Here is a 26,329-nt window from a genome sequence, read left to right as displayed (position 1 = left end):
ATATGCTTCACAGCATGTCCACCACTCTTGAAGCCGCCTCCGAGCGATCGGCCGCGGAGGTCAACGAGGAGATCCGGGCCCTGTGGCGCCGATCGGGCGGGACGCTGACCACCGAGCAGCGCAAGCAGTACCAGCGCCTCGTGATGGAATGGGCCGCCGCGGCCCCACGGCCGTACCGGGGCGTCTGACCTCACCGCGCGAACCCGCGACCGCCCTCGGGCGTCGCGGGTTCCCGACCCCTCCTCAGTCCTTGCGGGCCACCCCGCCGAACATCGCGACCTCCTCCGGCTCGGCCCCGTTGTCATGCTCCGGGCGCCAGCGCGAGCAGGAGACCACACCCGGCTCCAGCAGCTGAAGACCGTCGAAGAACCGCGCCACGTCCGCCGGTGTGCGCTGGGTCAGCTTCGGCGTGCCGTGCTCGTTCCAGAACTTCACCGCCTCGTCCACATCCGGCATCGACGGATGCGTGACCGTGTGCGACAGCACCAGATGGCTGCCCGCCGGAAGGCGGTCCATCAGCGTCCGCACCAGCCCGTACGCCTCGTCGTCGTCCCCGATGAAGATCACCACGCCGAGGAGTATCAGCGCGACCGGCTCGCTGAAGTCCAGGGTTCTCGCCGCGTGTTCGAGGATCGCGTCCACATTGCGCAGATCCTCGTCCAGGTAGTCGGTACGGCCCTGTGGCGTGCTCGTCAGCAGGGCCCGCGCGTGCGTGAGGACCAGCGGGTCGTTGTCCACGTACACGATCCGCGACTCCGGCGCGATGCGCTGGGCGACCTCGTGCGTGTTGTCGGCGGTGGGCAGCCCGGTACCGACGTCCAGGAACTGGCGGACGCCCTCCTTCTCGACCAGATGCCGCACCGCCCGGCCCAGGAACAGCCGGTCCGCGCGCGCGTACTCCCCGATGCCCGGATGCAGCCGGCGGATCTGGTCGCCGGCCGCCCGGTCCACCTCGTAGTTGTCCTTGCCGCCGAGCCAGTAGTTCCAGATCCGCGCCGTGTGCGGCTGGCTGGTGTTGATACGGGCGCGCAGCGACACCGCCACGTCGTTGGTGGCTGCGGGGTTGTCGGTCACGTGCGTCAGCTCCTGGGTGACTGGAGGAGTTATCTCAACCTTCAAGGCGCAATCTAATCCCCCGAGTTGACCCGTGCCGCCGGTCCGCCCCATTCCGGTGGCGCGCCCGCGGGTGCCCAGCCGCCGGTGTAGGGGCGCAGGGCCGCGATCAGGAACGGGTCGCCGCCGCCGGCCAGCCGGTCGGAGGCGATCCTGCGGGCGACACCGGCCAGGAAATCGGCGATCTGCACACGGGCGTCGTCGCGGGAGTCGACCAGCCGCAGGCCGTCGAGCGCGATCCCGTCGCGCCGGGCGCCCTGCACGATCGCCGCGATCCGGCCCGGTGTCAGCGCGTTCTGCTGATCGTGGACCAGTGTCACCGGCAACCCGCCGGCACTCCACCACCCGGCCGTGCGCCGGATCGCCGGGAAGAGGGGGTTCAGGACCGGGAACAGCGGCGGGGTGACCCGGACCCGCTCCCGGTAGGCGGCGGCGCGGGGACGGGCCGCGGACAGCCGGCGCAGGATGCCTGCCGCCCCGGTGCCGGGCCGGGCCCGCGCGAGCGTGTCGATCGTACGGAAGAAGTGATCGACGACGGTGAGCGGATCGCCGCCGGGGCGCACGCGCAGCAGACGGTTCGCCGCGCGCAGGAACTCCTGCCAGTCCGGCCCGCCGAAGGTGCCGGGGCCGTCCCGGTACAGCGGCCCGGCCTCGGCCGCGTCCCCGAGCAGCAGGGCGACGGTCCGCTCCACCACGAGGTACGCCTTCTCCGTCAGCTCGACATGGGCGTACCCGTGGATCGGGCCCGACTCGTCCAGCAGCCACTCCAGCACCGCCCGGTGCTTCTCCCGCAGCAGATGGTTCGCCTTGTACTCCTCGGCGGGCGAACGGATCCGGTGCCGGATCTCCCGGACGCACTCCGCCGCCGCGTCCACCGGCAGCGCCACGCTCGCGTGCGCGAACACCTCCGTGTTGCCGCCGGTCAGGTTCTCGCCGTCCGACCCCGACTCGTCACAGGCGACCTCCCGGCGGTGCGCCACGGCCCCGCCCGCCTCCTTGGCCCCGTACCGGCCCACCGCGCTGCCCCCTATCTTGTGCCTCATGACCAGCTTCCCGCACGACACCGCCGGCGAACCGGACCCGCTGCGCGCGCTCGACCTGGAGCGGCTGCGCCGTCGTACGAGCATGAAGTGGCGCACCTACCCCGAGGACGTCCTCCCGCTGTGGGTGGCCGAGATGGACGTCCCCCTCGCCCCGCCCGTCGTCCGCGCCGTCACCGACGCGCTCGCCGCGGGTGACACCGGGTACCCGGCCGGCACCGCCTATGCCGAGGCACTCGCCGCCTTCGCGGCCCGGCGCTGGCACTGGGACGGGATCACCGCCGACCGGACGGCGATCGTTCCGGACGTCATGCTCGGAGTGGTCGAAATGATCAAGCTGGTGACCGGAGCGGGCGATCCGGTGATCGTCAATCCGCCGGTGTACCCGCCGTTCTTCGCGTTCCTCACCCATATGGACCGGCGCGTGGTGGAGGCCCCGCTCGGCGCGGACCTGCGCCTCGACCCGGCGGCACTGGAGGACGCCTTCCGGCGGGCCACGGCAGGCGGGGGACGCGCCGCCTACCTGCTGTGCAGCCCCCACAACCCCACCGGCACCGTGCACACCGCCGACGAACTGACCGCCGTCGCCGAACTGGCCGAACGCCACGGCGTGCGGGTCGTCGCGGACGAGATCCACGCTCCGCTCACCGACCCCGGCACCGCCTTCGTGCCCTACCTCGGCCTGCCCGCCGCCGCGCGGGGCCTCTCGCTCATGTCTGCCTCCAAGGGCTGGAACCTGCCGGGCCTCAAGGCCGCCCTCGCCCTGGCCGGTCCGGAGGCCGCCGCCGATCTCGCCCGCCTGCCCGAGGAGGTCGGCCACGGGGCCAGCCATGTCGCGATCATCGCGCACACCGCCGCCCTGCGCGAGGCCACCGGCTGGCTCGACGCCCTGCTCGCCGGGATCCGCGCCAACCGCCGCCTGCTGGACGCCCTGCTCGCCGAGCACCTGCCCGCGGTCCGCGCACACCCCGGCGAGGCCACCTATCTCGCCTGGCTGGACTGCCGCGCCCTCGGCCTCGGCGACGACCCCGCCCGGATCTTCCTGGACCGGGGCCGGGTCGCCCTCTCGGCCGGCCCCCCGTTCGGCACCGGCGGCGCGGGCCACGCCCGCCTCAACCTCGCCACCTCGCCGGACATCCTGACCGAGGCGGTACACCGCATGGCCGCCGCCCTGAACTGACCGGAAGCCCAGGGCCTTTCGCATGGATCAGGCCGGACCCCGCGAGCCCGGCCTGATCCATGCGAGAGGCCCTACACTCCCGTCATGGACGACGAAGCGCGCACGGCCCGGCTCGCCGCCGGAAAGTACCTGCTGCTCACCAGCTACCGACAGAACGGCACCCCCGTGGCCACCCCCGTGTGGGTGGTCCGGGACGGCGCGGGCCTCGGCGTCTGGACCACCGCCGACAGCCACAAGGTCAGACGCATCCGCAACCGCCCCGGCGTCCTCGCCGGCCCCTGCGACGTGCGCGGCAACCCCACCGGCGACCAGTTCCCCGCCACCGCCGAGATCACCGACCCGGCCACCACCGCCCGCTACCGCGCCCTGATCGCCCGCAAGTACGGCATTCTCGGCCGCCTCACCCTCCTGGGCAGCAGGCTGCGGCGCGGCACCGGCGGCACGGTCGGCATCCGGGTGACCCTCGGCGCCTGACGGGCGGGGCCACCCGGAACCACCGGCGGATCAGGGGGCGTTCAGCACCGAACCCTCCAACACCAGTCCGTTCGGCCGTGGTTCACCCGTCATGTCGTCCGTCTGCTCGAACCGGACCGACTCCGCGGGCTCGGCGGCCTTGTCCTTGACGGTGGGGACCGTGATGACCGTACTCGTCCGGTGCGCGGGGATGTCGACCCACAGGTAGAGGCCGTTCACCTTGGACAACGGGCGCTCCGGGTCCGGGGTCTCACCGGAGACGTCGCGCAGCCAGGCCGCGGAGACGTCCTTGGTGGACAGCTCGGGACCGGCGGCCGGCGCGGTCGCGCGGAACCCGGCGCTCATGTCCACGTCGACCGGCTCCGACAGCGAGACGCGCCAGCTGAGCGAACGGCCCTCTGTGACGCGGTCCGCGAGCGGGGTGACGGTCATGGTGGGCGCGGGATCGTCGTCGTGCACGGTGATGCCGCCGCTGTAGGAACCGACGACGGCGCCGTGCACCGCCTTGACCAGCACGTCGTACGTCACGTCCGTGCCGTAGCGGGTGTTGCCCACGACCTCGACCGGCACGTCGATGTCGTGGCCGCCCGGACGCACCGTGACCAGCCGGGCCGCGGCGTGGCCGGTGGCCGGGTCGAGGACGTAGACGCGGACCTGCCCGCTGCCGTGCCCCGACACCCGGACCGGCACGTGATAGGTGCGGGTGCCCGAGTCGCCCTCGGGTACGGTCAGCCGGCCGAGGTCCACGCGCGGCAGCGCCGCCGCGCGCACCGCGGGCGTCCCCGGACGCCAGCCCCACGCGTCGACGAGCCAGGCCCACCCGGCCGCCGAACGCGCCGTCAGCTCCATCGACTTGACCGAACGCAGGTCGACATGGGCACGGGCGGCGGCCGCCAGCGGAACCCGGTACTCACGGGCCCAGTAGGAGGCGGTCCGCTCGCTGCCGGGCAGCCCGTCGGCGTGGATTTGGCCCAGCACGGCCCGGTGCCCGGCGGTGTCGGTGAGCGTCACATCGAACTGGGTGCCACGGGAGTTGGGCGGCACGAACAGCCGCAGCGCCAGGTCGTCGGCGCCGGACAGGGACAGCGGCCGCTGTGCGGTCACCCGCGTGCGGGCGCCGGTGTGCGTCCAGCGCAGCGCGATCGCGCGCCGGCCGGCCTCCCGGTCGGTGCCCCACTGCGCGAAGTGCGGCGAGGAGCCGCCCGCGTCGTCGCCGAGGCAGCGCCTGGCCGGGCTGGGATCCACGGCGGCGCACAGCCTGCCGCCGCTCACCGAGACCCCGCCGTCCGGCAGGAACCCGCCGCCGCGGCGCGCCCCCACCGCGTGGCTGAGGACTCGCGCCGGATCTGCCGACGGTGCCCGCCTGCCGGAGCCGTCCAGCAGCGGCCGCACCCGGTCGTCGCCGGCCACGAACAGCCGCGCGGCCGCCGCGATGTACACCGAACCGGCCCGGTGCTGGCGGTCGGCGCTGAGCCGGGTCGGGGCGCGCTTGCCGCACACCGGGTCCGGATGGTCCGGGTCGTCGTAGAAGTCGTCCTCGGCGGGCGCCGCCGAGGTGCCGGGCGTCCACTCGGAGTTGAAGAAGTTGTGGTCGGCGCCGACGACGTACACCGCACTGTGCAGCGCGGTGCCCTCGCTGACCGCGCGCGTCCCGTCGACGTACAACTCGCCTTCCAGGTCGGAGACATCGCCGTCGCAGCCCGGCAGCACCGACACCGACGGCACGTCCGGCACCGGGTTCTGGCCGAAGACCGTGGGGCCGATGAGCACCATGCCGCGCACGGTCCAGCGCACCGCGCCGTGGTAGCCGTCCTGGTCGGCGGGCGGCGGGTAAAGGCTGTCCAGGGCAGCCCGGTTGACGCCCTCGCCGCCCCGCGAGTGCCCGACGAGCAGGACCCGCGACAGGTCGGCACGGGGTGCCGAACGGACGATCGCCGGTGCCGACTCGGGGTTCTGCGCCCAGTCGGCCCAGTGGGCGAGGTGGAGCCGGACCAGGGAGGAGCGCGCCTGGGCGCCGCCGTCCTCCGCGTCGCCGTCCTGCCCGTTGACGCCGTTCGCCGCGATCGACACCGTCAGGTAGCCCTGGGAGGCCAGCAGTCGCTGGTCGCGCAGATAGCCACGGTAGCTCGGCACCGGCTGGTAACCCGGCTTGCAGGGCCAGTCGATGGTGATGTCGGCGCCCCGGTAGCAGCTGGCGTGGCGGCCGTGCAGAAAGAGCGCGAGCGGACGCTTGCCCGTCGCGCCGACGGGGGCGACGACCACCGCGCGCATCTCCACCGGCTGCGCGAAGCCGGGCAGCCGCACCGACTCCAGCGTGTACTCGCCGGTCCTGGTGCGGTAGGAGCCCGCCTTGCCCGGATCGACACCGTTCGCGGGCAGCGGGGGCGGGAGGGCCGGCTTGCCCGGTGCGGCGGGGGCCGCGGGGGAGGCGGGCGATGCGGGCGCCGCGCCGCTCGTACGGCCGTCCAGCCGGCGGCCACCGGCCCAGACCTGGAGCCCGTCGAGCCGTCCGAGCCCGGCCGGCCCGTGGGCTCCGTCCGCCGCCCGGTCGAGCGGCAGCCGGAAGGTGCGCCCGTCCGCGTCCTGCTCCGGCACGCCCAACAGGCGCCCGCCCGAACGGAATTCGATCCGTGCGTCACCCACCGGCACCGGCTGGTCGGACCGCCACTCCAGCCGGGTCCCCGAGCCCACACCGGTCAGCCGCCAGCCCGGCGGCAGCGCCCCGCGACCGTCCGGCGACGCCGACGCGGCGGTCGCCGACGGTGGTCGGCCCTGGGCGACCGCCACCCCTGGAGACACACCCGCCACCGCGCACAACGCGGCAGCGGTGACCCATATACGCCGGGCACGGACCACAGTTCCTCCTCGACCCCCGACCTCGGGAGCCCCGGCCCACCCGAGACCCCTCGCTCCCGGAGGACGGAGCGCGGAGTCTGTGGGTTGCCTGTGGGGGAGAAGTGAATCGATCACATGGGCGGGAACCGGACGCGGGGAAGCGGGGTGTGCGGGAGTGTCAGGTCCAGGCCCGGTACGGCTCGTCCAGCAGCTGGAAGACCGGCTCGCCGCGCACCGGGTCCTTGGCGGTCGACAGCCGCACCCGGTCGCCGCTGTGGACGCCGACCGGCGGACCCATCACCCGGCCCCGCACGACGAAGCCCTCGGCCATCTCGATCAGCGAGACGTTGCGCGCCGCCGGGGTGTTGCGGTGCACGATCGTGGAGTGGCGGACGGTGCCGATCCCCTCGCTGCGCTCGGTGCGCAGGTCACTGCCCTGGCACACCGGACACAGCAGCCGGTGGTACATCGCCGTGCCGCACCAGGTGCAGCGCTGGAAGTGAAGGGCGTCCCCGGCGTCCGCGGGGGCGGGATCGAGCACACCCGCCGCGGAGCCGGCCGCCGGTTGCGGGGCGCTCACTGTGTGCTGGTACATCCTGGTCAACTCCCTGCACTCGGCCGGAATCCCGCGTGCGCGTCCCGTGCACGCGTGCGCCCGGCGGCCTGGCCGCCGCGCATGACCGACAGGGTATGGCACGCAGTGTCACCCGTAAAGGTACTCGGTACCCCGGAATTGGCCCGGCGGTGGCCCGTGCGCCTCCGTGGTGCCGGACGCTCAGCCGCGGTCCAGTGCCGTCTCCAGCTCTCGCACCACCCGCCACAGCGGGGCGTCCCTGCGCGTGACGAGGACCAGGACGTCGTCGGGGCGCGGGGCGTCCGCGTCGTCCGGCGCGGAGCCGAGCCACACGGGGCCGCGGGCGCCCGGCGCCGGTTCGTCCGGGTGCCCGAACTCCCGCTGCACGTACGCGAGCGCGTGATCCAGCGCCGCCACCGCGTCTCCTCGCCCGTCCGCACGCAGCCACGAGCGCAGGGCGTTGTTGTGCGCGGCGACCACCGCGGCCGCGATGACATCGGCCCGCAGCGTCCCGTCGGGCCGTCCGGCGAACCGGCCGCGCAGATAACCGGCCATCGCGCGCTCGTACCGCCACACCACCGACAGTTCGGACGCCCGCAGGCCCGGCACCTGCCGGGTGAGGCGGTAGCGCTGCACGGAGAACGCCGGGTTCTCCGCGTACATGTGCAGCACCATCCGGGCCGCGTCGCACACCCGCCGCACCGGGTCGCACTCCGCGCCGCCCGCCGCGAGGAAGGCGGTCATCTCGGCGAGGCAGCGCTCGTGGTCGGGGAAGACCACGTCCTCCTTGGCGGGGAAGTACCGGAAGAAGGAGCGCCGGCCGACTCCGGCCAGGGCCACGATGTCGTCCACCGTGGTCTGCTCGTAGCCGTGTTCCGAGAAAAGCCGGAAGGCCGCCGCGACCAGGGCGTCCCGCATCGGCGGTTTGGCGGCCGGCGCCGCACTGCTGGAACTCATGGCACGGGAACGTAGCACCCGGACCAGTATTGTGACACTCGGTGCAGCGAGTGTGGAGATTTTAGGGAACTGAGTGCTGTACGGGACGCGCGTTGGCACTCAGGAGCGATCGCGGGGAGGGGACATACCCGACACGGCTGTGGGCGCAGTGGCCCGGCGGCCCGCACCGGACCGCCGGGTCAGCGGTCCAGCCAGTCGGCGATCTCCCCGGTGTGCTCGCCGAGACGGGGCGGGCGGCGGTCGTAGCGGGGCGGGGTGCGGGACAGCGAGATCGGGTTGGCGACGAGATCCAGCACCGTTCCGTCGCCCCCCTCGACCGGGGCGCGGGGCGCGAGACCCAGCCGGTCGGCGAGGGCGAACGCCTGGGCGATGTCGTTGACCGGACCGCACGGGACACCGAGCGGCGTGAGCCGCTCGAACCACTCGGCGGCCGTGCGGACCGCCAGCAATGCGCCCAGTTCCTCCGCCAGTTCGTCCACATGGGCCACCCGGTCGGCGTTGGTGAGGAACCGCGCGTCGCCGGCCAGTTCCGGGGCGCCGAGGCCACGGCAGAGCGCCGCGAACTGGCGGTCGTTCCCGACGGCGATCACCAGCGGCCGGTCCGCGGCCCGGAACACCTCGTACGGTGCGATCGACGGGTGCCGGTTGCCCATGACGCCCGGCACCCGGCCGGCCAGGGTGTAGCCGGCGGACTGATTGACCAGGCTCGACAGCAGGGTCCTCAGCAGATCCACCTCGATCAGCTGCCCCTCGCCGGTCGCGTCCCGGTGCCGCAGCGCGGCCAGCACCCCGACCGCGGCATGCAGCCCGGTGAGCACGTCCACCAGCGCCACCCCGGTCTTCACCGGCTCGCCCGGCGCGGGCCCGGTGACGCTCATCAGCCCGCCCACGGCCTGGATCAGCAGATCGTATCCGGGCAGCGCGGCCCCCGGCCCGGACCCGAACCCGGTGATCGAGCAGTACACGATGCCCGGATTGGTGGCGCGCACGTCGTCGTAGCCGAGCCCGTGCCTGCGCAGCGTCCCCGGCCGGAAGTTCTCGAACAACACGTCGGCGCGGCGCGCCAGTTCGGCGGCGCGGCGCCGGTCGGCCGCCTCGCGCAGGTCCAGGGCGGCCGAACGCTTGTTGCGGTTGACGGACAGGAAATAGGTGGCCTCGCCGTGCGCGTGCGGCGGGCCCCAGGCACGGGTGTCGTCACCGCCCGCCGGATGCTCGACCTTGATCACATCGGCGCCCAGATCGGCGAGGAGCATCGTCGCGTACGGCGCGGCGAGCACCCGCCCGAAGTCGGCGACGAGCACGCCGCTCAGCGGCAGCGGCGGCTCGGCGGCACTCATGGCGTCGTCCTTCCGGAGCCGTGCGGATACCCGGTGCGCCGGGGCCGCCGGACCGTGCCGGCCCGCCCCCGCCCGTCGCCTGCGATGGACCGCAAATCGTCACTCCCTTCGGCACGCCGTCCGCATGCCGGGGTACCCCGCGGCGTGCCGACGGCCTGGCTGAGGCGGCCATTGTGGGGGCGGCGGCCCCGGTCACGCACTGGACGAAATGGCCTGCTCCGGGGGGCCGTTGTGCGCCGGTCTGTCGATGGCGCCGCGCGGTGAGCGGAACCGCAGGTGGCCGAAAGGACGTGATCGAAAGGGCGCGATCGATCAGGCGTAACCTTTCTGCGCCCGAACGGTCCGACCCCCGCGCCGCCCAAGGAGACCCGCATGCCCGCCGCTCGCCCCCGTGTTCTCTACGTCACCGACCTGGCGTACCAGGCCCGCGGGCGCCGCTACTGCGACGAGGACATCTTCCTCACCTCCCGGCTGCGCGCCCACTTCGACCTCGCCCTGTGCCACCCGCTGGACGCGGCGGCCCTGCTGGACGGCCACGACGCCGTCGTCATCCGCAACAGCGGCCCCGTCCTCGGCTACCAGCAGGCCTACGACTCCTTCCGCGCGCGGGCGCTGGCACACGGCAGCCGGGTGTACAACCCGCTCACCGGCAAGGCGGACATGGCCGGCAAGCAGTACCTCCTCGACCTGACCGCCGCCGGGTACCCGGTGATCCCGACCGTCGACCGCCTGACGGACGTGCACCGGCTACCGCCCGCGCACCGCTACGTCGTCAAGCCCCGGCTCGGCGCGGACTCCCTCGGCCTGCGCATCGTCCCCGCCACCCGCCTCGACGCGCACGCCGGGGACGACGTCCTGATCCAGCCGCACATCGACTTCGCCTACGAGGTCTCCTTCTACTTCGTGGACGACGACTTCCAGTACGCCCTCTACGCGCCCGACCCGCGCCGCCGCTGGGAGCTGAAGCCGTACGCCGCGACCGCCGCCGACCTGGAGTTCGCCCGGCGCTTCATCGACTGGAACGACCTCGGCCACGGCATCCAGCGCGTCGACGCCTGCCGCGCCCCCGACGACGGCCTCCTGCTGGTCGAACTGGAGGACCTCAACCCCTACCTTTCGCTGGAGGCCCTGCCGGAGGAGGACAGGGACGCCTTCGTCGGCGCGTTCACGGCGTCGCTGAGCCGGTTCATACAGGGTGCGGGTGTGGCGGGCGAGGCGGGAGCGGACGCAGCGGCCGGGGCGGTCAGCGCAGCCTGACGGTGATCACCTGGGTGGTTCCCGCCGTACCGGTGAGGTCGCCGAAGGTCAGCGTGAGCGACGTGCCCGTCGCGGCCGAAGCGAGCGTGGCCGGTGCGGAGGTGACCGAGGCGACCGGACGCCGCCAGGTCACCGTCAGACCGGTACGCATGAGCATCGGATCGCTCACCGCGATCACCGCGCCGCCGTCCGCCGCCTCGCTGATCATCACGGAGCACGGATCGCTCGCGGTGAGCGGTCCGACCGTTCCACCGGACCAGAAGTTCACCCCGGTGAAGCCGAGCGAACGGACCGAAACGCCTTGCTGCCCCCTCGTGTTGGCCAGGACGGTCAGCCAGTGCCGGTCCGCCGATCGTGCGCGCGTTCGCGCCGCGCTCGCGCCCGGCATGAGCAGGTAGGCGTACGAGGCGTTCGCCGGATCGATGCCGTGATCGACGTACATCGTCAGGTACTTCCTGCTCAACACGCCTGTGGATCCACCCGAGTTGATCGAACTCCAGCTGCCCTCCCGCGCCTCCCGCAGCGCCCGCACCGTCGCCCCGCCGGGGAAGACGTATCCGCCGTGCCCGCCGATGTGCGCCCAGCCGGCGGCGGTGAGCGTCTGCGACCAGGGATAGCCGGCCGGTTCCGTCCTGCCGTCCACCGTGAACACCGCGCCGCCGGCCGCGCCGAGGTTGCGGTTCTCGACCGTCGTCTCCACGGCCGTCCCGTCGGTGCAGGAGATGCCGGCGCCCAGGCAGACCACCGTGTCGTCCAGGAAGAACCACGACTTCTTCGCGACCAGTGTCGACTGGAGGCCCTTGAGGTGCTGGCCGACCGCGGCCCGCCGGCCGTCCGTCGCGCCGCCCACCCAGTCCGCCTCCGGCCGGGCCGCGCCCCAGTCGCCGCCCGCCCCGTCGGCCAGCACCTTGCGCGAGACGGTCGTGCCGGGCAGCCGGTAGGGGTCGACGGTCGGCCAGAAGGCGTCGCTGTACTGGTCGTTGGCGAACGTGTCGCCCCACCAGTAGAGCATTCCGGAACCGGTGTGCCAGCCGCGCGGGTTCTCGCCGTTGCCGGACTCGTAGTACGCGATCCGTCTGCTCGCCATGCTCAGCGCGGCCGCCCAGCCGGGCCGGCGGTGCGTGGCCCGCGCCATCGCCGGGAACAGGCGGTGCCCGGTCGGCTCCGGGACCGCCCGCACCGTCGCATCGTCCTCGACTCCCCGCAGCAGGGCCAGGTTCGGCAGGCTGAGCACCGGATCCGCGAGCGGCGGCCGGTAGTGGTCGCGCCGCATCCAGCCCTTCACCAGGGCACGCCAGCGCGCGTTCCGGTCCGCGCTCGTGCCCTGCCCGAGCAGCACGATGGCGGCGAGGATGGGATGGCCGCGCAGATGATCGTCCTGCTGCACCTGCGCCGGATCGCCGGCGGACAGGCCCCGGCTGACCGCGCGGCCCGCGACGCCGTCCATGACCAGGCCGTTGTAGAGGAACGGCGCCCAGGCTCTCTCGACCGCGTCGAACACGATCGTCCGGTTCCCGTCCGTCACCTCCCAGTCCGACCCGGCCAGCAGCGCGAACAGCATCCCCAGACCGCCCAGGAACACCGAACCGTACGAGCCGGTGTACGGCACCCAGGTGTGCTGGATGAAGGAGCCGTCGGCGTGCAGACCATCACCCGAGGAGACGTACGGGAAGACGGGGGACAGGGCGTCGCGGGCCAGCGCCACCTTCGCCCCGGCCGCCCCGACCGCCCCGCGCAGCGCCAGCACCCGGCACAGGTCCACCCGGTTGGCGCCCGTGCTCGTACCGCTGTAGCTGCCCACCGCCGAGTCGGGCACGAAGTGGTCCACCGCGGCGAGGTAACCGGCGAGCCGGTCGGCCGGCAGCGCGTCGTACAGCAGCACGCACACGTCCAGCAGCGCCTGCGGGGCGCCGATCTGCCAGCTCCACCAGTTGCCGTACCGCACCTGGCCGGCGTGGTACACGTCGTCGTGCAGGTGGTCGAGGCCGGTGCGGACGGCGTCGCGCAGGTCCGCGTCTCCGGTCAGGCCGGTGCCGGGCTGGCTGTACGCCTGCGCGAGGGTGCTCAGCCGGGTGTAGCTGGTGCTCATGTTGCCCGAGAAGACGTACGACTGCGGGTCCTGGTCGGCGTACGGCAGGTCGGGCCACAGCGATCCGGCCGCGGGGGACATGGCGGCGAGGTACCGCCGTGCCGTGCCGCCCAGACCGGCCAGACGGGAGGCGAAGGGCTCGGCGGCGGGATCGAAGCCCTCGCCGAGGATCAGCGTGCGCCACTTCGCGCGCAGGGCGGCGAACTCGTCCGGTGCGGCTGCGGACGCGGGCGCCGCGGAGGCCGGGACGGCGGCGCCCACTCCCAGGGCGGCGGCGGTACCGGAGCAGACGGCCAGGAATCCACGACGTGACCAAGGAGTCGTCATGACGGCGCTTTCTAGCACGCGCTTACTCGCACCCTCAATAGGCGCGTTCCGGGCGATCGTCCGATCGTTTCGGCGGGCCGGGTGGGCGCGTCGCAGCGATGGGACGATTCGCCGGCGGCGTGCGGGGAACACCACCGCACGCGACGATGGGTCGCGAGGCGACCGCCGTGCGGACACGGCGGCCGGCACGGTGGAAAGCGACGGCGGACGGAGCGGAGCGGCATGACGCGAGCGGAGGACGGTTTCGTGGGGCGGCTCGACCCCGACATGTGCGTGGTCACGGCGGTGGCCGGGGGTGAACGCGCGGGTTGTCTGGTCGGCTTCGCCTCGCAGTGCTCCATCCAGCCGCCCCGGTTCACCGTGTGGCTCTCCAAGGCCAACCACACCTACCGCGTCGCCGGCGCCGCGCACCACCTCGCCGTACACCTGCTCACCCGCGACCAGCGGGCCCTCGCGGAACGCTTCGGCGGCCGAAGCGGGGACGACACCGACAAGTTCGCGGGTCTCGACTGGACACCGGGGCCCGGCGGCGCGGCCGTCCTCGGTGCCGCGGCGGCCTGGTTCGTCGGCACCATCCTGCACCGCGTCGACGGCGGGGACCACGTCGGCTTCGTCCTCGACCCCGTGGAGTGGGGCGAGGGCCGGGCGGGCCCCCTGCTCCGGCTGTCCGACGCGGTCGGCATCGAGGCCGGCCACCCCGTGGACTGACCCCCGCGCGCCCCCTCCCCGAGACACCCGGCCTCTCTACGGGCCCCCGGCCCCCGCAGTCCAGATCCCCTCGTCCCCGATGTCCGCCGCGTCTGCCGCCTCCACCGCGTCGACCGCCTCCTGCGTACGGCCTTCCACCCGCGCCGGCATCCGGATGTCCACCACGCACACATCGTCCCGCCACTCGTCCACCAGCATCGCCGCGAGCACGGCCTCCAGGGAGCCGGACCCGTCCTCGCCATGCGCGCGCACCGCCCGCGCGAGCCGGTCCAGACCCGCGTCCAGGCCCTCGCCGGGCCGCTCGATCAGACCGTCGGTGTACAGCAGCAGCCGGTCACCGGGTTCCAGGCGCAACTCCGCCGACTCGTAGTACGGGTCCGCGCTGGCGCCGAGCAACAGGCCGCCGGGGCGGTCGAGATAGCGCACCTCGCCGCCGCGCACCAGCAGCGGCGGCGGATGCCCGGCCTGGGCCCAGGCGAGGAGCTGGCGGTCCGGATCGTAGCGGGCCATGATCATGGTGGCCGTCATCCGGCTGTCACGGGAGTGCAGCAGCAGATGGTTCAGGCGCGCCAGCGCGACGGTGAGCGAGGTGCCGGTGCTGACCATCCCCTTCGCGGTGAACCGGAGCTGGGCCATGGTGGCGACCGCGTCGATGCCGTGCCCGGCCACGTCACCGACCACGAACAGCGCGTCGGAGTCGGGCAGTTCGATGGCGCTGAACCAGTCGCCTCCGACATGGATACCGGCCTGCGCGGGCAGATAGGCGACCTCGACGCGCAGTCCGGCCAGCAGTACCGGCTTGCTGGGCAGCGGCAGCAGGGCGTGCTGGAGCCGGGCCGCGAGCGCCCGTTCGGCCTGGAGGACCCCGCGCTGCACCGACATGGTGCGCTCGCTCTTGACCAGGGCGAGCTCCGCGCTGCGCTGCGCGGTGAGGTCCTGCACGAAGCCGTGCACCTCGGCCGGGGTGCCGTCCGGCTCGCTGACGGCCTCGGCGACCAGCCGCAGATGCCGTACGCCCTCGGAGGACATGACCCGGAACGGCACGTCGACCGGGCACCCCCGCTTGACCAGCCCGGCGATCGCCGCCGCGAGCGGCTCCGCGTCCTGCGGCAGCGCCAGCCGCGGCAGCTCCGCCAGCTCCAGCGGCCCCTGCTCGGGGGCGCGCCCCAGGACGGCATACGCCTGCGCGGACCAGGAGATCTCCCGCCGGAGCAGATCCCAGTTCGCCCAGCCGAGGTTGCCGAGCCGCTGCACATCGGCGAGGCGCTGCTTCTGCCGGTCCACGAGATCGTGCCGCAGCCAGGACACCAGCAGACCCGAGCCCATCGGAGCGGCCCGCACCGAGAAGGTGGCGGTCACGGCCACCCCGTCCGCCGTGACCTGGTAGGCGAACGGCTCGCTTACGAACGGCACCCCGGTCGCCAGGGTGTCCAGGTAGCCCTGCCACAGCGGTTCGCCCGCCACGGACGGATAGCTCTCCAGGATGAGCCGGCCCACCATGTCCCGCCCGCCGCGACCGCACACGTCGACCGCCTGCGGGGTCGCGGCGTCGATCCGGTAGTCCGCCACCTCGCCGGTGGCGGTGCGCAGCGGCGTCAGCAGGACCGCGGCACCCGGCAGCGCGTCGAACACCGCCTGCACGGTCTCCGCGACGCCCGGCACGCCGGGCGCCTCCCGCGCGGGGTCGAAAGCGCGCAGCCGCCCCGCGCACAACCGGGCGGCGGCCATGAGCAGATGGCGCTCGCGCGGCTCGAACGGCCCGCCGTACCGGCGCAACACCCCGAGCGCGAACCGGGCGGATTCCCCGGCGGGCACGGGCAGCCACACCCGGCTCGGCCACCGCTCCGGCGTGTCCCCGACCAGCAGATGACGGGCGCGGTCGGCGGCCAGGTCCTCCAGCCACAGCGGCTCGCCCGTCGCCAGGGCCTCGACCGGCGGCACCCCGGCCAGCGGGGGCACATGCCGCCACCGGGCGGCGTACCCCGCGTCGACCCCGGCATGGCCGACCAGTTCGAGACCGCCCTCGGGCCGCCGCTCGTAGAGGAGCACGGCGTCGGCCCGCGCCCGCGGTGCCAGGTGGTCCAGGAGGCAGCCGGCGAGTTCGTGCGGGGAGCCGACGCGGAGCAGGTCCCGCCCTATCCCGCCGAGCACCTCCGCCATCTCCGGGCCACCGGCGGGCGCGGTCGCGCCGGTAGCGGACGACGCGCCGGGCACGGGTGCCGTCGCGGGGGCCGGGGACGCGGCGGCCGGCTGCTGCGGGGGCGACGGGAGGGAGCCCAGCGTGAGCCAGCACTCCTCCAGCAGGGTGTGCCCACCGTCCGCGGCGCGCCGGCGCAGCTCCGCGTCGGCGGCCTCCGGGGCGCATCCGGTGAGCGCCATCAGGGCGCCTTTGGCCCGTTCGAGGACCGCCGATGTCGCGGCGAGATCGCGCAGCCGCTCCAGCTCGGCACGCTGCCGGGCGACGACCCGCGCGAGCGCGGCGCTGTCGGCACCGGGTCCGGGGTCGTCCCTCGGGGGCACGGACTCGCTCGTCACGCCATGAGCATCGCACATTCGGGGGCGCTCGATCACTTGTCAGGGGGGCCGGGGAGCTACGGCCGTCCGGCCGCCCCTCTCGGCCGAGCGACGGGTCCGGTGCGGGCCGGAGCGACCCGGCGCGGCCCGGCGCGGTCGGTCACCGTCGTGGCGGTCCGCCGCGGTCGGTCGCCGTCCGGGGCGGACCGCCGGGGCCCGCGGGGGCGGCTGCCATCCGGCGGGGTGCGCGTCAGCGGCGGCCGAGGGCCGTGCTGACCGCGCGGACGCTGCGGGCGATGTGCTGGAGTTGCAGCACCTCGGCGGCGTACATCTTGATCGTGTGCTCGATGACGGCCTCGGGCAGCCCGAGCATCGGAAGTTCGGCCCGCGCCGTCTGGAGCGCGGTGCGGGCCACCCGCATCTCCTGCTCGACCTGGATCTGCGCGTGCCGGGCGAGCAGCACGGGGTGCCGGATCAGGGCCGGGTAGCTGGCGTAGCGCGCGGGGATCAGCTCGCGCAGCCACTTGGCGGCCGAGCGCTCCCAGTCGTAGGAACCGGGGGTCTTGACCTGGCAGGGCCAGTCGGGGCTGACGCGCGTGCTGGTCAGGGGCATGGTCGGGGGCATGGTCACTTCCGGTCTGCGGCGTCGTGAGGGTGGTCCGACGTGAAGCGGGCGGCCCCGGTCTAGGGGATGACCGGGGCCGCCCCGGTGGTGCGGCACAGGGGCGCCGCACCACCGGACACACCGGGCGCCGTCCGGGTAGGTGACGGCGTTCGGGATGTCCGCGCGGCGATCCGCCAGCAGAGTATTTATATATACCGAGCAGTTTGCAAGACGTATGAAAACATTCATGCGTGATATGGGCCGAAAGATCCGGCTACGGGCGCTCGGTGCCCGCAAGATCTTCACGAGTGTGGGGGTGCCGCCGCAGGACCTCGCGGCCCCCGGCGGCGTGCGGGGCGGCTCAGTCCCGGACGAAGAACTGGTGCTGGTCGGACACCTGCTCGTACTTCTCCAGGCGCGCCTGCGTGCGCTCCGGATCGGCGTCGGTCATCGCCTGGAGCAGCGCCGCGGCCATCATGTTCGGGGCGGCGTAGGAGTCGAAGACCAGCCGGGAGCCGGTGCCGGTGGCGAAGGTGACGTCGGCCTCGTCCGCCAGCGGTCCGAGCGCGAGGTCGGTGATCAGGGCGACCTTCAGCCCGACGTGGTGCGCCACCCGGACCGCCTCCAGGGTCTCCAGCGAGTGCCGCGGCATGGCGAACGCCAGCACCCAGGCGCCGCCGGCCTCGCGGGACTGCAGCAGCGCGTCGTAGGCCACGCTGCCGCCGCGCGTGACCAGACGCACGTCGGGGTGGATGCGGCGCGCCGCGTACCCGAAGTACTCGGCCAGCGACTCCGCGATACGCAGGCCCAGCACGGTCAGCGGGGTGGAGCGGGACAGCTCGCGGCCGACGTGGATCACCCGGTCCGGGTCGGCGAAGTCGCGGCGCAGATTCTCCAGGTTCGCGATCTCCGCGTCCACCGCCGCCTGGAGCTCGTTGGCCCGGTTCGGCTCGCCGGGCCCGCCGGCCAGCGCCTTCAACGCGATCGACTGGAGCCGCTCACGCAGTGCGGGGTAGCCGCTGAAGCCGACGGCACCGGCGAAGCGGGTGACGGACGGCTGGCTGACCCCGACCCGGTCCGCCAGCTCGGTGATCGACAGGAACGCGGCCTCGGTGATGTGCTCGATCAGGTACTGGGCGATCCGCCGCTGCCCCGGCGACAGCCGGGGCCCGTCGAACAGCTCCCGCAGCTGGGAGGTCGGGGCGGCCTCGGCCTCCGGCGCGGTCTTGCCCGAGGTGATCGCTGATGCCTGTGCGCGGGCCTGTTGCGGCGAGGGCACCGGTCCGTCTCCTTTGTCTCCCACGAGCATTCAACATAGCTCACTCAAAGCCGTGACCAGCGGGTTGACCAGCGATCGAGGGACCTGGAACGCGGCCCGGCAGCCGCGCCGGACGGCGCCGCTAACCGGCCCGGTGACACGGCGGCGCCGACGCGTCCGCCGGGACCAGCAGATCCGCCCGCCCCCGCGTCGCCGCCACCAGCTCGGCGTTGCGCTGATCCGTGCCCAGCACCCAGGCGCGCGCCGCCGCCGGCTCCTTGCCGAACTCCACGTGCCGGGCCACCAGTCGGCGGATCCGCTCCTCCTCGGGCAGCTCGCAGTACCAGACCTCGTCCAGGCACGGCCGCACCCGCGCCCACGAACCCTCCTGGAGGAGCAGGTAGTTGCCCTCGGTCACCACAAGGCGCACGGCCGGCGGCACCGGGATCGCGCCGGCCAGCGGCTGCTCCAGGACCCGCTCGAAGCAGGGCGCGTACACCACCTCGCCGGTCTCCTCGCGCAGCCGCCGCAGCAGCGCCGCGTACCCGGCCGGGTCGAAGGTGTCCGGCGCGCCCTTGCGGTCCCGGCGGCCCAGCCGGTCGAGTTCGGCGTCGGCCAGATGGAAGCCGTCCATCGGGACGTGAGCGGCCCACGCGGGGCCGTCGGCGTTCAGGGCGCGCACCAGGCGCGCGGCCAGCGTGGACTTGCCCGCGCCGGGGCCGCCCGCGATGCCGAGCAGGGCGCGCCGGCCGGCTCGGGGGAGTGCGCGGGCGCGCGCGAGGAGGTCGTCGAAGGTCGGGGGCGCAGGTTCGGGCGTCGGTGGCACACAGACGAGTGTGTCATCCCCGGAACGGGAAAATTGTGGCGTGGGACACTCGCTGGAGCGCGGCTCATGGGGAACAGTCCTCGGTATGACTCAGCTCGGTCTGCCCGACGACATCCAGGCATGCCTGTTCGACCTCGACGGGGTCGTCACCAAGACGGCCGTGGTGCACGCGGCCGCGTGGAAGGAGACGTTCGACGCGTTCCTGCGCTCCCACGAGGGCCCGGACGCGCGGCCGTTCGACGCGGTCGCCGACTACGACGAGTACGTCGACGGCCGCCCGCGCGCCGACGGGGTGCGCGCCTTCCTCGACTCGCGCGGCATCCGGCTGCCGGAGGGCACGCCGGACGACCCGCCGGACGCCCTGACCGTCAACGGCCTCGGCAACCGGAAGAACGAACTGCTCCTGAAGCGGATCCGCACCGGCGGCGTCGAGGCGTACGAGGGCACCCTGCGCTACCTGGAGGCGGTGCGCGCCGAGGGGCTGCGCACCGCGATCGTCTCCTCCAGCGCCAACTGCCGCGACGTGCTGCGAGCCGTGGACGCCGAGCACTTCTTCGACGTCCGCGTCGACGGCGTCGTGGCCGCCGAGCGGAAACTGCCGGGCAAGCCGCACCCCGACACCTTCCTTGCCGCCGCCCATGACCTCGGCGTCGAACCGTCCCGCGCGGCCGTCTTCGAGGACGCGCAGGCCGGCATGGAAGCGGGCCGCGCGGGCGGCTTCGGGTACGTGGTCGGTCTCGACCGGGTCGGCCAGCGCGACGCCCTGTACGCGCACGGCGCGAGCATCGTCGTGGAAGACCTCGCGGAGCTGGGAGGCAAGCGGTGATCACCCAGGGGGCGTACGCCGTCGAGCCGTGGGCGGTCCGCGAGACCTCCCTCGACCTCGACCTGCTCGCGCAGAGCGAGTCCGTGTTCGCACTGTCCAACGGCCATGTCGGCTGGCGCGGCAACCTGGACGAGGGCGAGCCGCACGGACTGCCCGGCAGCTACCTCAACGGGGTGCACGAGGTGCATCCGCTGCCGTACGCCGAGGCCGGGTACGGCAATCCGGAGTCGGGCCAGACCGTCATCGACGTCACCAACGGCAAGATCCTGCGGCTGCTCGTGGACGACGAGCCGTTCGATCTGCGCTACGGCCGCCTCACCGCCCACGAGCGGGTCCTCGACCTGCGCCGCGGGGTGCTGGAGCGCACCTGCGAGTGGACCTCCCCGGCCGGCTCCACGGTCCGGGTCCGCTCGACCCGGCTGGTCTCGCTCACCCAGCGCGCGGTGGCCGCCGTGGCGTACGAGGTGGAGGCCGTCGACGCCCGCAGCCGGGTGGTGATCCAGTCCGAACTGGTCGCCAACGAGAGTCTGCCCGGCTCCGACGGCGACCCGCGCGCCGCGATGGCGCTCCAGTCGCCGCTGGAGCAGGAGGACCACCTCGCCGCGGGCAACCGGCTGCGCCTGGTGCACCGGACCCGGCGCAGCGGACTGCGGGTCGCCGTCGCCGCCGACCATGTCGTCGACGGGCCCGAGCGCACCACCACCCGCAGCGAGAGCGGTACCGATCTGGCCCGGCTGACCGTCACCTCGGTTCTGGAGCCCGGCCAGCGTCTGCGGGTGGAGAAGCTGGTCGCCCACGGCTGGTCCGCGGCCCGTTCGCTGCCCGCGATGGCCGACCAGGTCGACGCCGCGCTCGCCGCCGCCGCCCACGACGGCTGGTCCGGCCTCCTCGCCGACCAGCGGGCCCGCCTGGACGACTTCTGGGCCCGCGCCGACGTCGAGGTCACCGGGGACGAAGAGATCCAGCAGGCCGTACGGTTCGCCCTGTTCCACGTCTTCCAGGCAGGGGCCCGCGCGGAGCGGCGCGCGATACCCGCGAAGGGCCTGACCGGCTCCGGCTACGACGGGCACGCCTTCTGGGACACCGAGATGTTCGTGCTGCCGGTGCTCATGCACACCGCGCCCGCGGCCGTCGCCGAGGCGCTGCGCTGGCGGCACGGCACCCTGGACGAGGCCCGCGAACGCGCCGCCCAACTCGGGCTCGCCGGGGCCGCGTTCCCCTGGCGGACCATCGCGGGACCGGAGGGCTCGGCGTACTGGCCGGCCGGCACCGCCGCCTTCCACGTGAACGCCGATATCGCCGACGCCGTCGTCCGCTACGTCGAGGCCACCGGCGACACCGCCTTCGAGCGCGAGGCCGGAGTCGAACTCCTGGTGGAGACCGCCCGGTTGTGGCGCTCGCTCGGCCACCACGACGCGCACGGCGTCTTCCATCTCGACGGCGTCACCGGGCCCGACGAGTACAGCGCGGTCGCCGACGACAACACCTACACCAACCTGATGGCCCGTCAGAACCTGCTGGCCGCCGCCGATGCCGTCGAACGCCATCCGCGCGAGGCCGCCCGGTTCGGGGTGGACGAGGAGGAGAGCGCGGCCTGGCGGGACGCGGCCGAGGCGATGCACGTGCCGTACAACGCCGAACTCGGTGTGCACGAACAGCACGCGGGGTTCACCCGCTACCAGCGCTGGGACTTCGAGGGCACCCGCGCGGACCAGTACCCGCTGCTGCTGCACTTCCCGTACTTCGACCTCTACCGCAAACAGGTCGTCAAACAGGCCGACTTGGTGCTGGCGCTGTACACCTGCGACGCCTGGTTCGGCGAGCGGTACGACGAGCAGCAGATCGCCCGGAACTTCGCCTACTACGAGCCGCTGACCGTGCGCGACTCCTCGCTGTCCGCCTGCTGCCAGGCCGTCGTAGCCGCCCGGACCGGCCATCTCGACCTCGCCTACGACTACACGGCCGAGGCGGCCCTGATGGACCTGCACGACCTGGAGCACAACACCCGCGACGGGCTGCACATCGCCTCGCTCGCCGGTACCTGGATGGCGCTGGTGGCGGGCTTCGGCGGGATGCGCCGCGACGGCGAACGGCTGCGCTTCGCCCCCCGGTTGCCCGAGCGGCTCTCCCGGCTCGCCTTCCACGTGCAGTTCCGGGGCCGCAGGCTGCGGGTGGAGATCGACGCGGACAAGACGACGTACGCGCTGCTCGACGGGCCGCCGCTGAGCCTGCGGCACCACGGTGAGGACGTGACGGTGAGCACGAGCGAGCCGGCCGTGCGCGCCGTACCCCCGGCCGTTCGCCGGCCGGCACCGCAGCAGCCGCGGCACCGGGTGCCGAACCAGCGGTCCTGAGGGCCGGCCCGCGCAAGGCCCAGGGCCCCTCGGGCGGGGCCCGCCCCGGTCACGGCGTCGCGCCCGTCAGCAGCCGGAAGAGGTCGCCGGTGGCGTCGGCCGCCAGCAGCGGCGGCAGGGTGCTCAGCGCGAGGACGGCCAGCGCGGCGGAGCCAAGGCTCGGCTGCGGAACGGCCTGGAGGGCGGCGATACGGCGGGTGACGGCCTGGTCGGCGAAGTGCAGCGCGGGCACCTCGCCGCCGCGCTGCGCGGTGAGCGCGGCCCGCGCCAGCGCCAGCGCGGCGGTGCGGCGGTCGCCGATCCGGGCCGCCGCCAGCTCGTCGGCCCACCGCTCCACCAGGTAGACGACGGCCGAACGCACCGGGCACAGCAGCGGATCGGCCGCCGCCGCGAGGACGGCCGCCGTCACCAGCACATCGTGCCGGTGGGCGAGATGGGCCCGCTCATGCGCGAGCAGCACCCGCCGCTCGGCGGGCCCGAGCGCGGCCAGCATCGCCGAGGTGACCAGGATCCGGCCCGGCCGTCCCGGAACCGCGCACGCCCGCGGCACCGACGAGGCGGCCACGATCAGTTCGGTGTCCGCGGGCTGCCCCTCGCACAGCCGGCGCAGCGCCCGCCGGGTGCGCCACTCGGCCCGTACGGCACGGCGCAGCCGCACGGCGACCACCACCAGCCCCAGACACGCGGCCAGCCCGATCACCACCGGCACCGGATCGGCCGCCGCGTCCCGGCGGCCCCCGCGGACCTCGGGCGGCACGTTCCCGAGCAGCGCGGCACCGAGCAGCGCCAGCGTCCAGACGGTGGCCCCGGCGGTCACCACGGCGGCCCCGGCCAGCACTCGCGCGGCCACCGCCGGAGCGACGTACCGGCCGGTCAGCGGGCCGGCCGCGGCGAGCAGCAGCGACAGCGCCAGCGGGCTGTACACATCGAATCTCATGCGCGAGACCTCACGTCGTGGACGTCGTGCGTGGAACCTCGTGTGCCGAACCTCGTGCCGGCCCCGCGCGGGGCCGTCCTGCCGCTACGCGTCGCCCCCGGCGAGCAGTTCGCGCAGCACGCGCTCCTCCTCGCGGCTCAGACCCGTCACGAACTGCTGGAGCGCGGCGATCGGGTCCGGGCCCCGGTCCAGGGCCTGGTGCATGGCTTCGGCGGTCAGCTCCGCCGCGTTCTTCGCCGGACGGTACGCGCCGCGCCGCCCGTCCGCGTCCCGCAGCACCAGCCCCTTGTCGTACAGCCGCTTGAGGATGGTGTGCACCGTGTTGTACGCGAGATCGCCGCCGATCTCGGCCTGGATCTCCGCCGGGGTGAGCGGCCGATCGGTGGCCCAGAGGGCGGCCAGCACCTCGCTTTCCAGCTCCCCGGCGCTGCGCCGTTCCGCCCTGCCACGGGACCCTGTGCCAGCCATGGTCCAACCTTACAGCGCGTAGTGGCGGCGCCCGAGGGGCCGTCCCGCCTTCCCGGACACCGGGCGGGCGGCGGTTCGCCCGCGCTCTTTGCCCGCCCTGTGATCAGGTGGTCCTTTCCGGTCCCGGCTCGTTCATGGTGGGATCGGGGCGAAGGGGAGGAAGATGAACGGCAGCGCCGACACCGTACGCACCGGGACGCGGAACACCCGCTCCCGGCGGCCGTCCGACGGCGCCCGGAAGATACCGGCCGCCCTCCCGCTCGCAGTCGTCTGCGCGGCCTTCACCCTGGCCCAACTGCTCCTGGTCCGCCCCGGTATGGGTCTCGGCTGGGACGAGGCGGTGTACGTCAGCCAGGTCGGCGGCGGCGCGCCCGCGGCCTACTTCAGCGCGCCACGGGCCCGCGGCATCTCGCTGCTCGTCGCGCCGGTCGCCGCGTGGTCGTCCTCGACGGTCCTGCTGCGCTGCTACCTCGCCGCCCTGTCCGGCCTCGCCCTGTACCTGGCCCTGCGCACCTGGCGCGGCCTGTTCCCGCCCCGCGTCCTCGCCCTGGGCGCCGCCCTGTTCGCCTCCTTGTGGGTGACCCTCTTCTACGGCCCCCAGGCGATGCCCAACTACTGGGTCGCGGTGGGCGCGCTGGTGACGGTCGGCGCGTACCTGCGCGCGGGCGCGCCTGATTCCGGCCGGGCCGCGCCGTGGAGCCTGGCCGCGGGTGCCGCGCTGATGGGCCTGATGCGGCCCATGGACGCGGTGTGGGTCGTCCTGCCGCTGCTCGTCCTCGGCCTGCTGCAGCGGCACTGGCGGCGGCCGGCCGCGCTGCTCGCCGGGCTCGCGGCCGGGGTCGCCGAGTGGGTGATCGAGGCGTACGTACGCTACGGCGGGCTGCTCCAGCGGCTGTCCGAGGGCTCGGCGATCCAGGGCGGCCTCGGCTGGCACCTCGCCCTCGTGGACCAGTTGCGCAGCCTCGGCGGGCGCACCCTGTGCCGGCCCTGCACCGGCGCGCTGCCCGGCCCGCTCGTCACCTTCTGGTGGTGCGCGCTGCCCCTGCTCGCCGCGCTCGCCCTGCTGTGCGCGGTCCGCGCGGGGCGCCCGGTGGCCACCGCGCTGCCGCTCGCGTGCGCCGCGTCGGCCGCCTTCCCCTACCTGTTCCTGATCGACTACGCGGCCCCCCGCTTCCTGCTGCCCGCCTACGCCCTGCTCGCCCCGCCCGTCGCCGCGGCGCTGCTCCGCCTGGCGAGCGCCCCGCCCCGGCCCTGGCGCCCGGCGACCGCCGCGGCGCTCTGCCTGGTGTTCGCCGTCCACCTCGGGGCCCAGCTGACCGTCCTGGTGCGCACGGCGGACGTCGCCGCCGCGGGGCACCGCTCCTGGTCGCGCACTGCCGCCACCCTGCACCGCCTCGGTGTGCGCGCCCCCTGCCTGGTCACCGGCGAGGACGCGCTGCCCGTCGCCTTCTACGCCGGCTGCTCCTCGGCCGCGACCTCCGGCCCCAACGCCGACACCACCGCGGACGCCATCGCGCGCACCGCACGGCACATGCCGACGGCCGCGCTCGTGCCGGCGGGCGCGCGACCGCCCGCGTACGCCCGCGATTGGCCCTGGACCACGGCCGGAAACCGACGGGTGTACTACACGCCGGGGCACGGGAAAGGGTTTCCGGTTCCACCGGGTCAGGTAGGACACGGGTGATACCGCGTGACCATGGAGGGGAAGCAGATGACGGGGAACGACACCGCCGGACTGATGGACGAGGCGTTCTTCACGCCGGGAAGCTCGTCCTTCGCCGAGTTCCTGGCCGCCCACCGCCCCCGCCTGCTGCCCACCGCCGCCCCGCTGCCACCCGGCACGCGCGCCGCCCCGGACAGCTTTCCGCACGGCACCACGGTCCTCGCGCTCACGTACGGCGACGGCGTGCTGCTCGCCGGGGACCGCAGGGCCACCATGGGCAACCTGATCGCCCAGCGGGACCTGGAGAAGGTCCACCCGGCCGACGACCACACGGCCGTCGCCTTCGCCGGCACCGTCGGACTCGCCCTCGACATGGTGCGGCTCTACCAGGTCGAACTGGCCCACTTCGAGAAGATCGAGGGCATTCCGATGACGCTGGGCGCGAAGGCGACCCGCCTCGCGACCATGATCCGGCAGAACCTCGCCCAGGCCATGCAGGGCCTCGCCGTCGTCCCCCTGCTCGCCGGGTACGACCTCGGCGCGCCCACCGGGGAGGGCGGCCGGATCTTCGCCTACGACGCGGCCGGCGGCCTGTACGAGAAGCGGGAGTTCCACGCCGAGGGCTCCGGCTCGCCGTTCGCCCGCGGCGCGCTCAAGAAGCTCTACCGGCCCGGCCTGTCCCGCCGCGAGGCCGCCCTCGCCGCGCTGCACGCGCTGTACGACGCGGCCGACGACGACTCGGCCACCGGCGGTCCCGACCTCAACCGCCGTATCTTCCCGATCCTCGCGTTCATCACCGAGGACGGCTACGAACGGCTGCCGGAGGCGGAGACCGAGGAGCTGAGCCGCGAGATGGTGCGCCGGCGCGACAGCCGCCCGGACGGCCCGCACGCCGCGCCCTGAACCCTGGCGGGGCGTCAGGCGAACGGCAGCGAACGGCGTGCGGACACTGCCGGACTCCGGCAGTGAACTCCGGGCTGGTCAGGGC

General features: G+C 74.1%; 22 protein-coding genes. 9 read left to right on the top strand and 13 right to left on the bottom strand.

What is annotated here, in order from left to right; all coding sequences use genetic code 11:
• Nucleotides 1–2: 2 nt before the first annotated feature.
• Complete coding sequence (locus tag ACZ7EC_RS01895) at nt 3–188, top strand: hypothetical protein (protein ID WP_397982490.1); 186 nt, start codon at nt 3–5, stop codon at nt 186–188.
• Between the two features lie 55 nt (nt 189–243).
• Here the strand turns inward: ACZ7EC_RS01895 and ACZ7EC_RS01890 are convergent, their stop codons facing one another.
• Nucleotides 244–1,074, bottom strand: a complete 831-nt coding sequence (locus ACZ7EC_RS01890) for an SAM-dependent methyltransferase (RefSeq protein WP_471056385.1) — start codon at nt 1,072–1,074, stop codon at nt 244–246.
• Nucleotides 1,075–1,127: 53 nt separating this feature from the next.
• Nucleotides 1,128–2,156, bottom strand: a complete 1,029-nt coding sequence (locus ACZ7EC_RS01885; protein WP_471056382.1) for a DUF3800 domain-containing protein — start codon at nt 2,154–2,156, stop codon at nt 1,128–1,130.
• Between ACZ7EC_RS01885 and ACZ7EC_RS01880 the strand changes: the two genes are divergently transcribed.
• Both ACZ7EC_RS01880 and ACZ7EC_RS01875 read left to right on the top strand, forming a co-directional pair.
• A complete protein-coding gene (locus tag ACZ7EC_RS01880) occupies nt 2,155–3,333 on the top strand; it encodes a MalY/PatB family protein (RefSeq protein ID WP_471056379.1) in 1,179 nt (392 codons plus the stop codon). The genes ACZ7EC_RS01885 and ACZ7EC_RS01880 overlap by 2 nt on opposite strands.
• An 84-nt stretch (nt 3,334–3,417) precedes the next feature.
• Entirely contained in the window at nt 3,418–3,807 is a 390-nt protein-coding gene (locus tag ACZ7EC_RS01875) for a PPOX class F420-dependent oxidoreductase (protein WP_471056376.1), read from the top strand.
• Between the two features lie 30 nt (nt 3,808–3,837).
• Here ACZ7EC_RS01875 and ACZ7EC_RS01870 read toward each other — a convergent pair whose 3' ends face one another.
• The 4 genes from ACZ7EC_RS01870 to ACZ7EC_RS01855 form a co-directional block, all read right to left on the bottom strand.
• Nucleotides 3,838–6,663: an alpha/beta hydrolase family protein gene (locus ACZ7EC_RS01870; RefSeq protein WP_471056373.1), complete on the bottom strand. Its 2,826-nt coding sequence runs from the start codon at nt 6,661–6,663 to the stop codon at nt 3,838–3,840.
• A gap of 157 nt (nt 6,664–6,820) precedes the next feature.
• Complete coding sequence (locus ACZ7EC_RS01865; RefSeq protein WP_471056370.1) at nt 6,821–7,237, bottom strand: Zn-ribbon domain-containing OB-fold protein; 417 nt, start codon at nt 7,235–7,237, stop codon at nt 6,821–6,823.
• Between the two features lie 180 nt (nt 7,238–7,417).
• A complete protein-coding gene (locus ACZ7EC_RS01860) occupies nt 7,418–8,173 on the bottom strand; it encodes a TetR family transcriptional regulator (RefSeq protein WP_471056367.1) in 756 nt (251 codons plus the stop codon).
• A 179-nt stretch (nt 8,174–8,352) separates the two neighbouring features.
• Entirely contained in the window at nt 8,353–9,510 is a 1,158-nt protein-coding gene (locus ACZ7EC_RS01855; protein WP_471056364.1) for a CaiB/BaiF CoA transferase family protein, read from the bottom strand.
• 372 nt (nt 9,511–9,882) lie between these two features.
• Between ACZ7EC_RS01855 and ACZ7EC_RS01850 the strand changes: the two genes are divergently transcribed.
• Entirely contained in the window at nt 9,883–10,767 is an 885-nt protein-coding gene (locus tag ACZ7EC_RS01850; RefSeq protein WP_471056361.1) for an ATP-grasp domain-containing protein, read from the top strand.
• Here ACZ7EC_RS01850 and ACZ7EC_RS01845 read toward each other — a convergent pair.
• Entirely contained in the window at nt 10,754–13,183 is a 2,430-nt protein-coding gene (locus ACZ7EC_RS01845) for a polysaccharide lyase 8 family protein (protein WP_471056358.1), read from the bottom strand. The genes ACZ7EC_RS01850 and ACZ7EC_RS01845 overlap by 14 nt on opposite strands.
• Before the next feature lie 222 nt (nt 13,184–13,405).
• Between ACZ7EC_RS01845 and ACZ7EC_RS01840 the strand changes: the two genes are divergently transcribed.
• A complete protein-coding gene (locus ACZ7EC_RS01840) occupies nt 13,406–13,891 on the top strand; it encodes a flavin reductase family protein (protein WP_471056355.1) in 486 nt (161 codons plus the stop codon).
• Between the two features lie 36 nt (nt 13,892–13,927).
• On the opposite strand, the gene ACZ7EC_RS01835 is transcribed toward ACZ7EC_RS01840, so the two are convergent.
• The 4 genes from ACZ7EC_RS01835 to ACZ7EC_RS01820 all read right to left on the bottom strand — a co-directional run bounded on the left by ACZ7EC_RS01835 (nt 13,928) and on the right by ACZ7EC_RS01820 (nt 19,093).
• Nucleotides 13,928–16,444: a SpoIIE family protein phosphatase gene (locus tag ACZ7EC_RS01835; protein WP_471056352.1), complete on the bottom strand. Its 2,517-nt coding sequence runs from the start codon at nt 16,442–16,444 to the stop codon at nt 13,928–13,930.
• A 211-nt stretch (nt 16,445–16,655) separates the two neighbouring features.
• Nucleotides 16,656–17,018, bottom strand: a complete 363-nt coding sequence (locus tag ACZ7EC_RS01830) for a hypothetical protein (RefSeq protein WP_471056349.1) — start codon at nt 17,016–17,018, stop codon at nt 16,656–16,658.
• A gap of 352 nt (nt 17,019–17,370) precedes the next feature.
• Nucleotides 17,371–18,288: a MurR/RpiR family transcriptional regulator gene (locus tag ACZ7EC_RS01825; protein WP_397982478.1), complete on the bottom strand. Its 918-nt coding sequence runs from the start codon at nt 18,286–18,288 to the stop codon at nt 17,371–17,373.
• Between the two features lie 121 nt (nt 18,289–18,409).
• The gene (locus ACZ7EC_RS01820) at nt 18,410–19,093 is read right to left on the bottom strand and encodes a nucleoside/nucleotide kinase family protein (RefSeq protein WP_471056346.1); all 684 of its coding nucleotides are present in this window, start codon (nt 19,091–19,093) and stop codon (nt 18,410–18,412) included.
• A gap of 85 nt (nt 19,094–19,178) precedes the next feature.
• On the opposite strand from ACZ7EC_RS01820, the gene ACZ7EC_RS01815 reads away from it, so the two are divergent.
• Together ACZ7EC_RS01815 and ACZ7EC_RS01810 are read left to right on the top strand one after the other, a co-directional pair.
• The gene (locus tag ACZ7EC_RS01815) at nt 19,179–19,919 is read left to right on the top strand and encodes an HAD family hydrolase (RefSeq protein WP_471056343.1); all 741 of its coding nucleotides are present in this window, start codon (nt 19,179–19,181) and stop codon (nt 19,917–19,919) included.
• The gene (locus tag ACZ7EC_RS01810; RefSeq protein WP_471056341.1) at nt 19,916–22,273 is read left to right on the top strand and encodes a glycoside hydrolase family 65 protein; all 2,358 of its coding nucleotides are present in this window, start codon (nt 19,916–19,918) and stop codon (nt 22,271–22,273) included. The genes ACZ7EC_RS01815 and ACZ7EC_RS01810 overlap by 4 nt, the downstream gene beginning before the upstream one ends.
• A 49-nt stretch (nt 22,274–22,322) precedes the next feature.
• On the opposite strand, the gene ACZ7EC_RS01805 is transcribed toward ACZ7EC_RS01810, so the two are convergent.
• Together ACZ7EC_RS01805 and ACZ7EC_RS01800 are read right to left on the bottom strand one after the other, a co-directional pair.
• Nucleotides 22,323–23,210, bottom strand: coding sequence for a M48 family metalloprotease (locus ACZ7EC_RS01805; protein WP_471056338.1), 888 nt, complete (start codon nt 23,208–23,210; stop codon nt 22,323–22,325).
• Nucleotides 23,211–23,294: 84 nt separating this feature from the next.
• A complete protein-coding gene (locus ACZ7EC_RS01800) occupies nt 23,295–23,678 on the bottom strand; it encodes a BlaI/MecI/CopY family transcriptional regulator (RefSeq protein ID WP_471056335.1) in 384 nt (127 codons plus the stop codon).
• A 163-nt stretch (nt 23,679–23,841) separates the two neighbouring features.
• Between ACZ7EC_RS01800 and ACZ7EC_RS01795 the strand changes: the two genes are divergently transcribed.
• Entirely contained in the window at nt 23,842–25,362 is a 1,521-nt protein-coding gene (locus ACZ7EC_RS01795) for a hypothetical protein (protein ID WP_471056332.1), read from the top strand.
• Between the two features lie 27 nt (nt 25,363–25,389).
• Nucleotides 25,390–26,244: a proteasome subunit beta gene (prcB, locus tag ACZ7EC_RS01790; protein ID WP_471056329.1), complete on the top strand. Its 855-nt coding sequence runs from the start codon at nt 25,390–25,392 to the stop codon at nt 26,242–26,244.
• Nucleotides 26,245–26,329 lie beyond the last annotated feature (85 nt).

It is taken from the genome of Streptomyces sp. NPDC037203 (assembly GCF_055605065.1).
The sequence above is the reverse complement of the archived record's forward strand: the minus strand, read 5'-3'. Positions and strand labels throughout refer to the sequence as shown.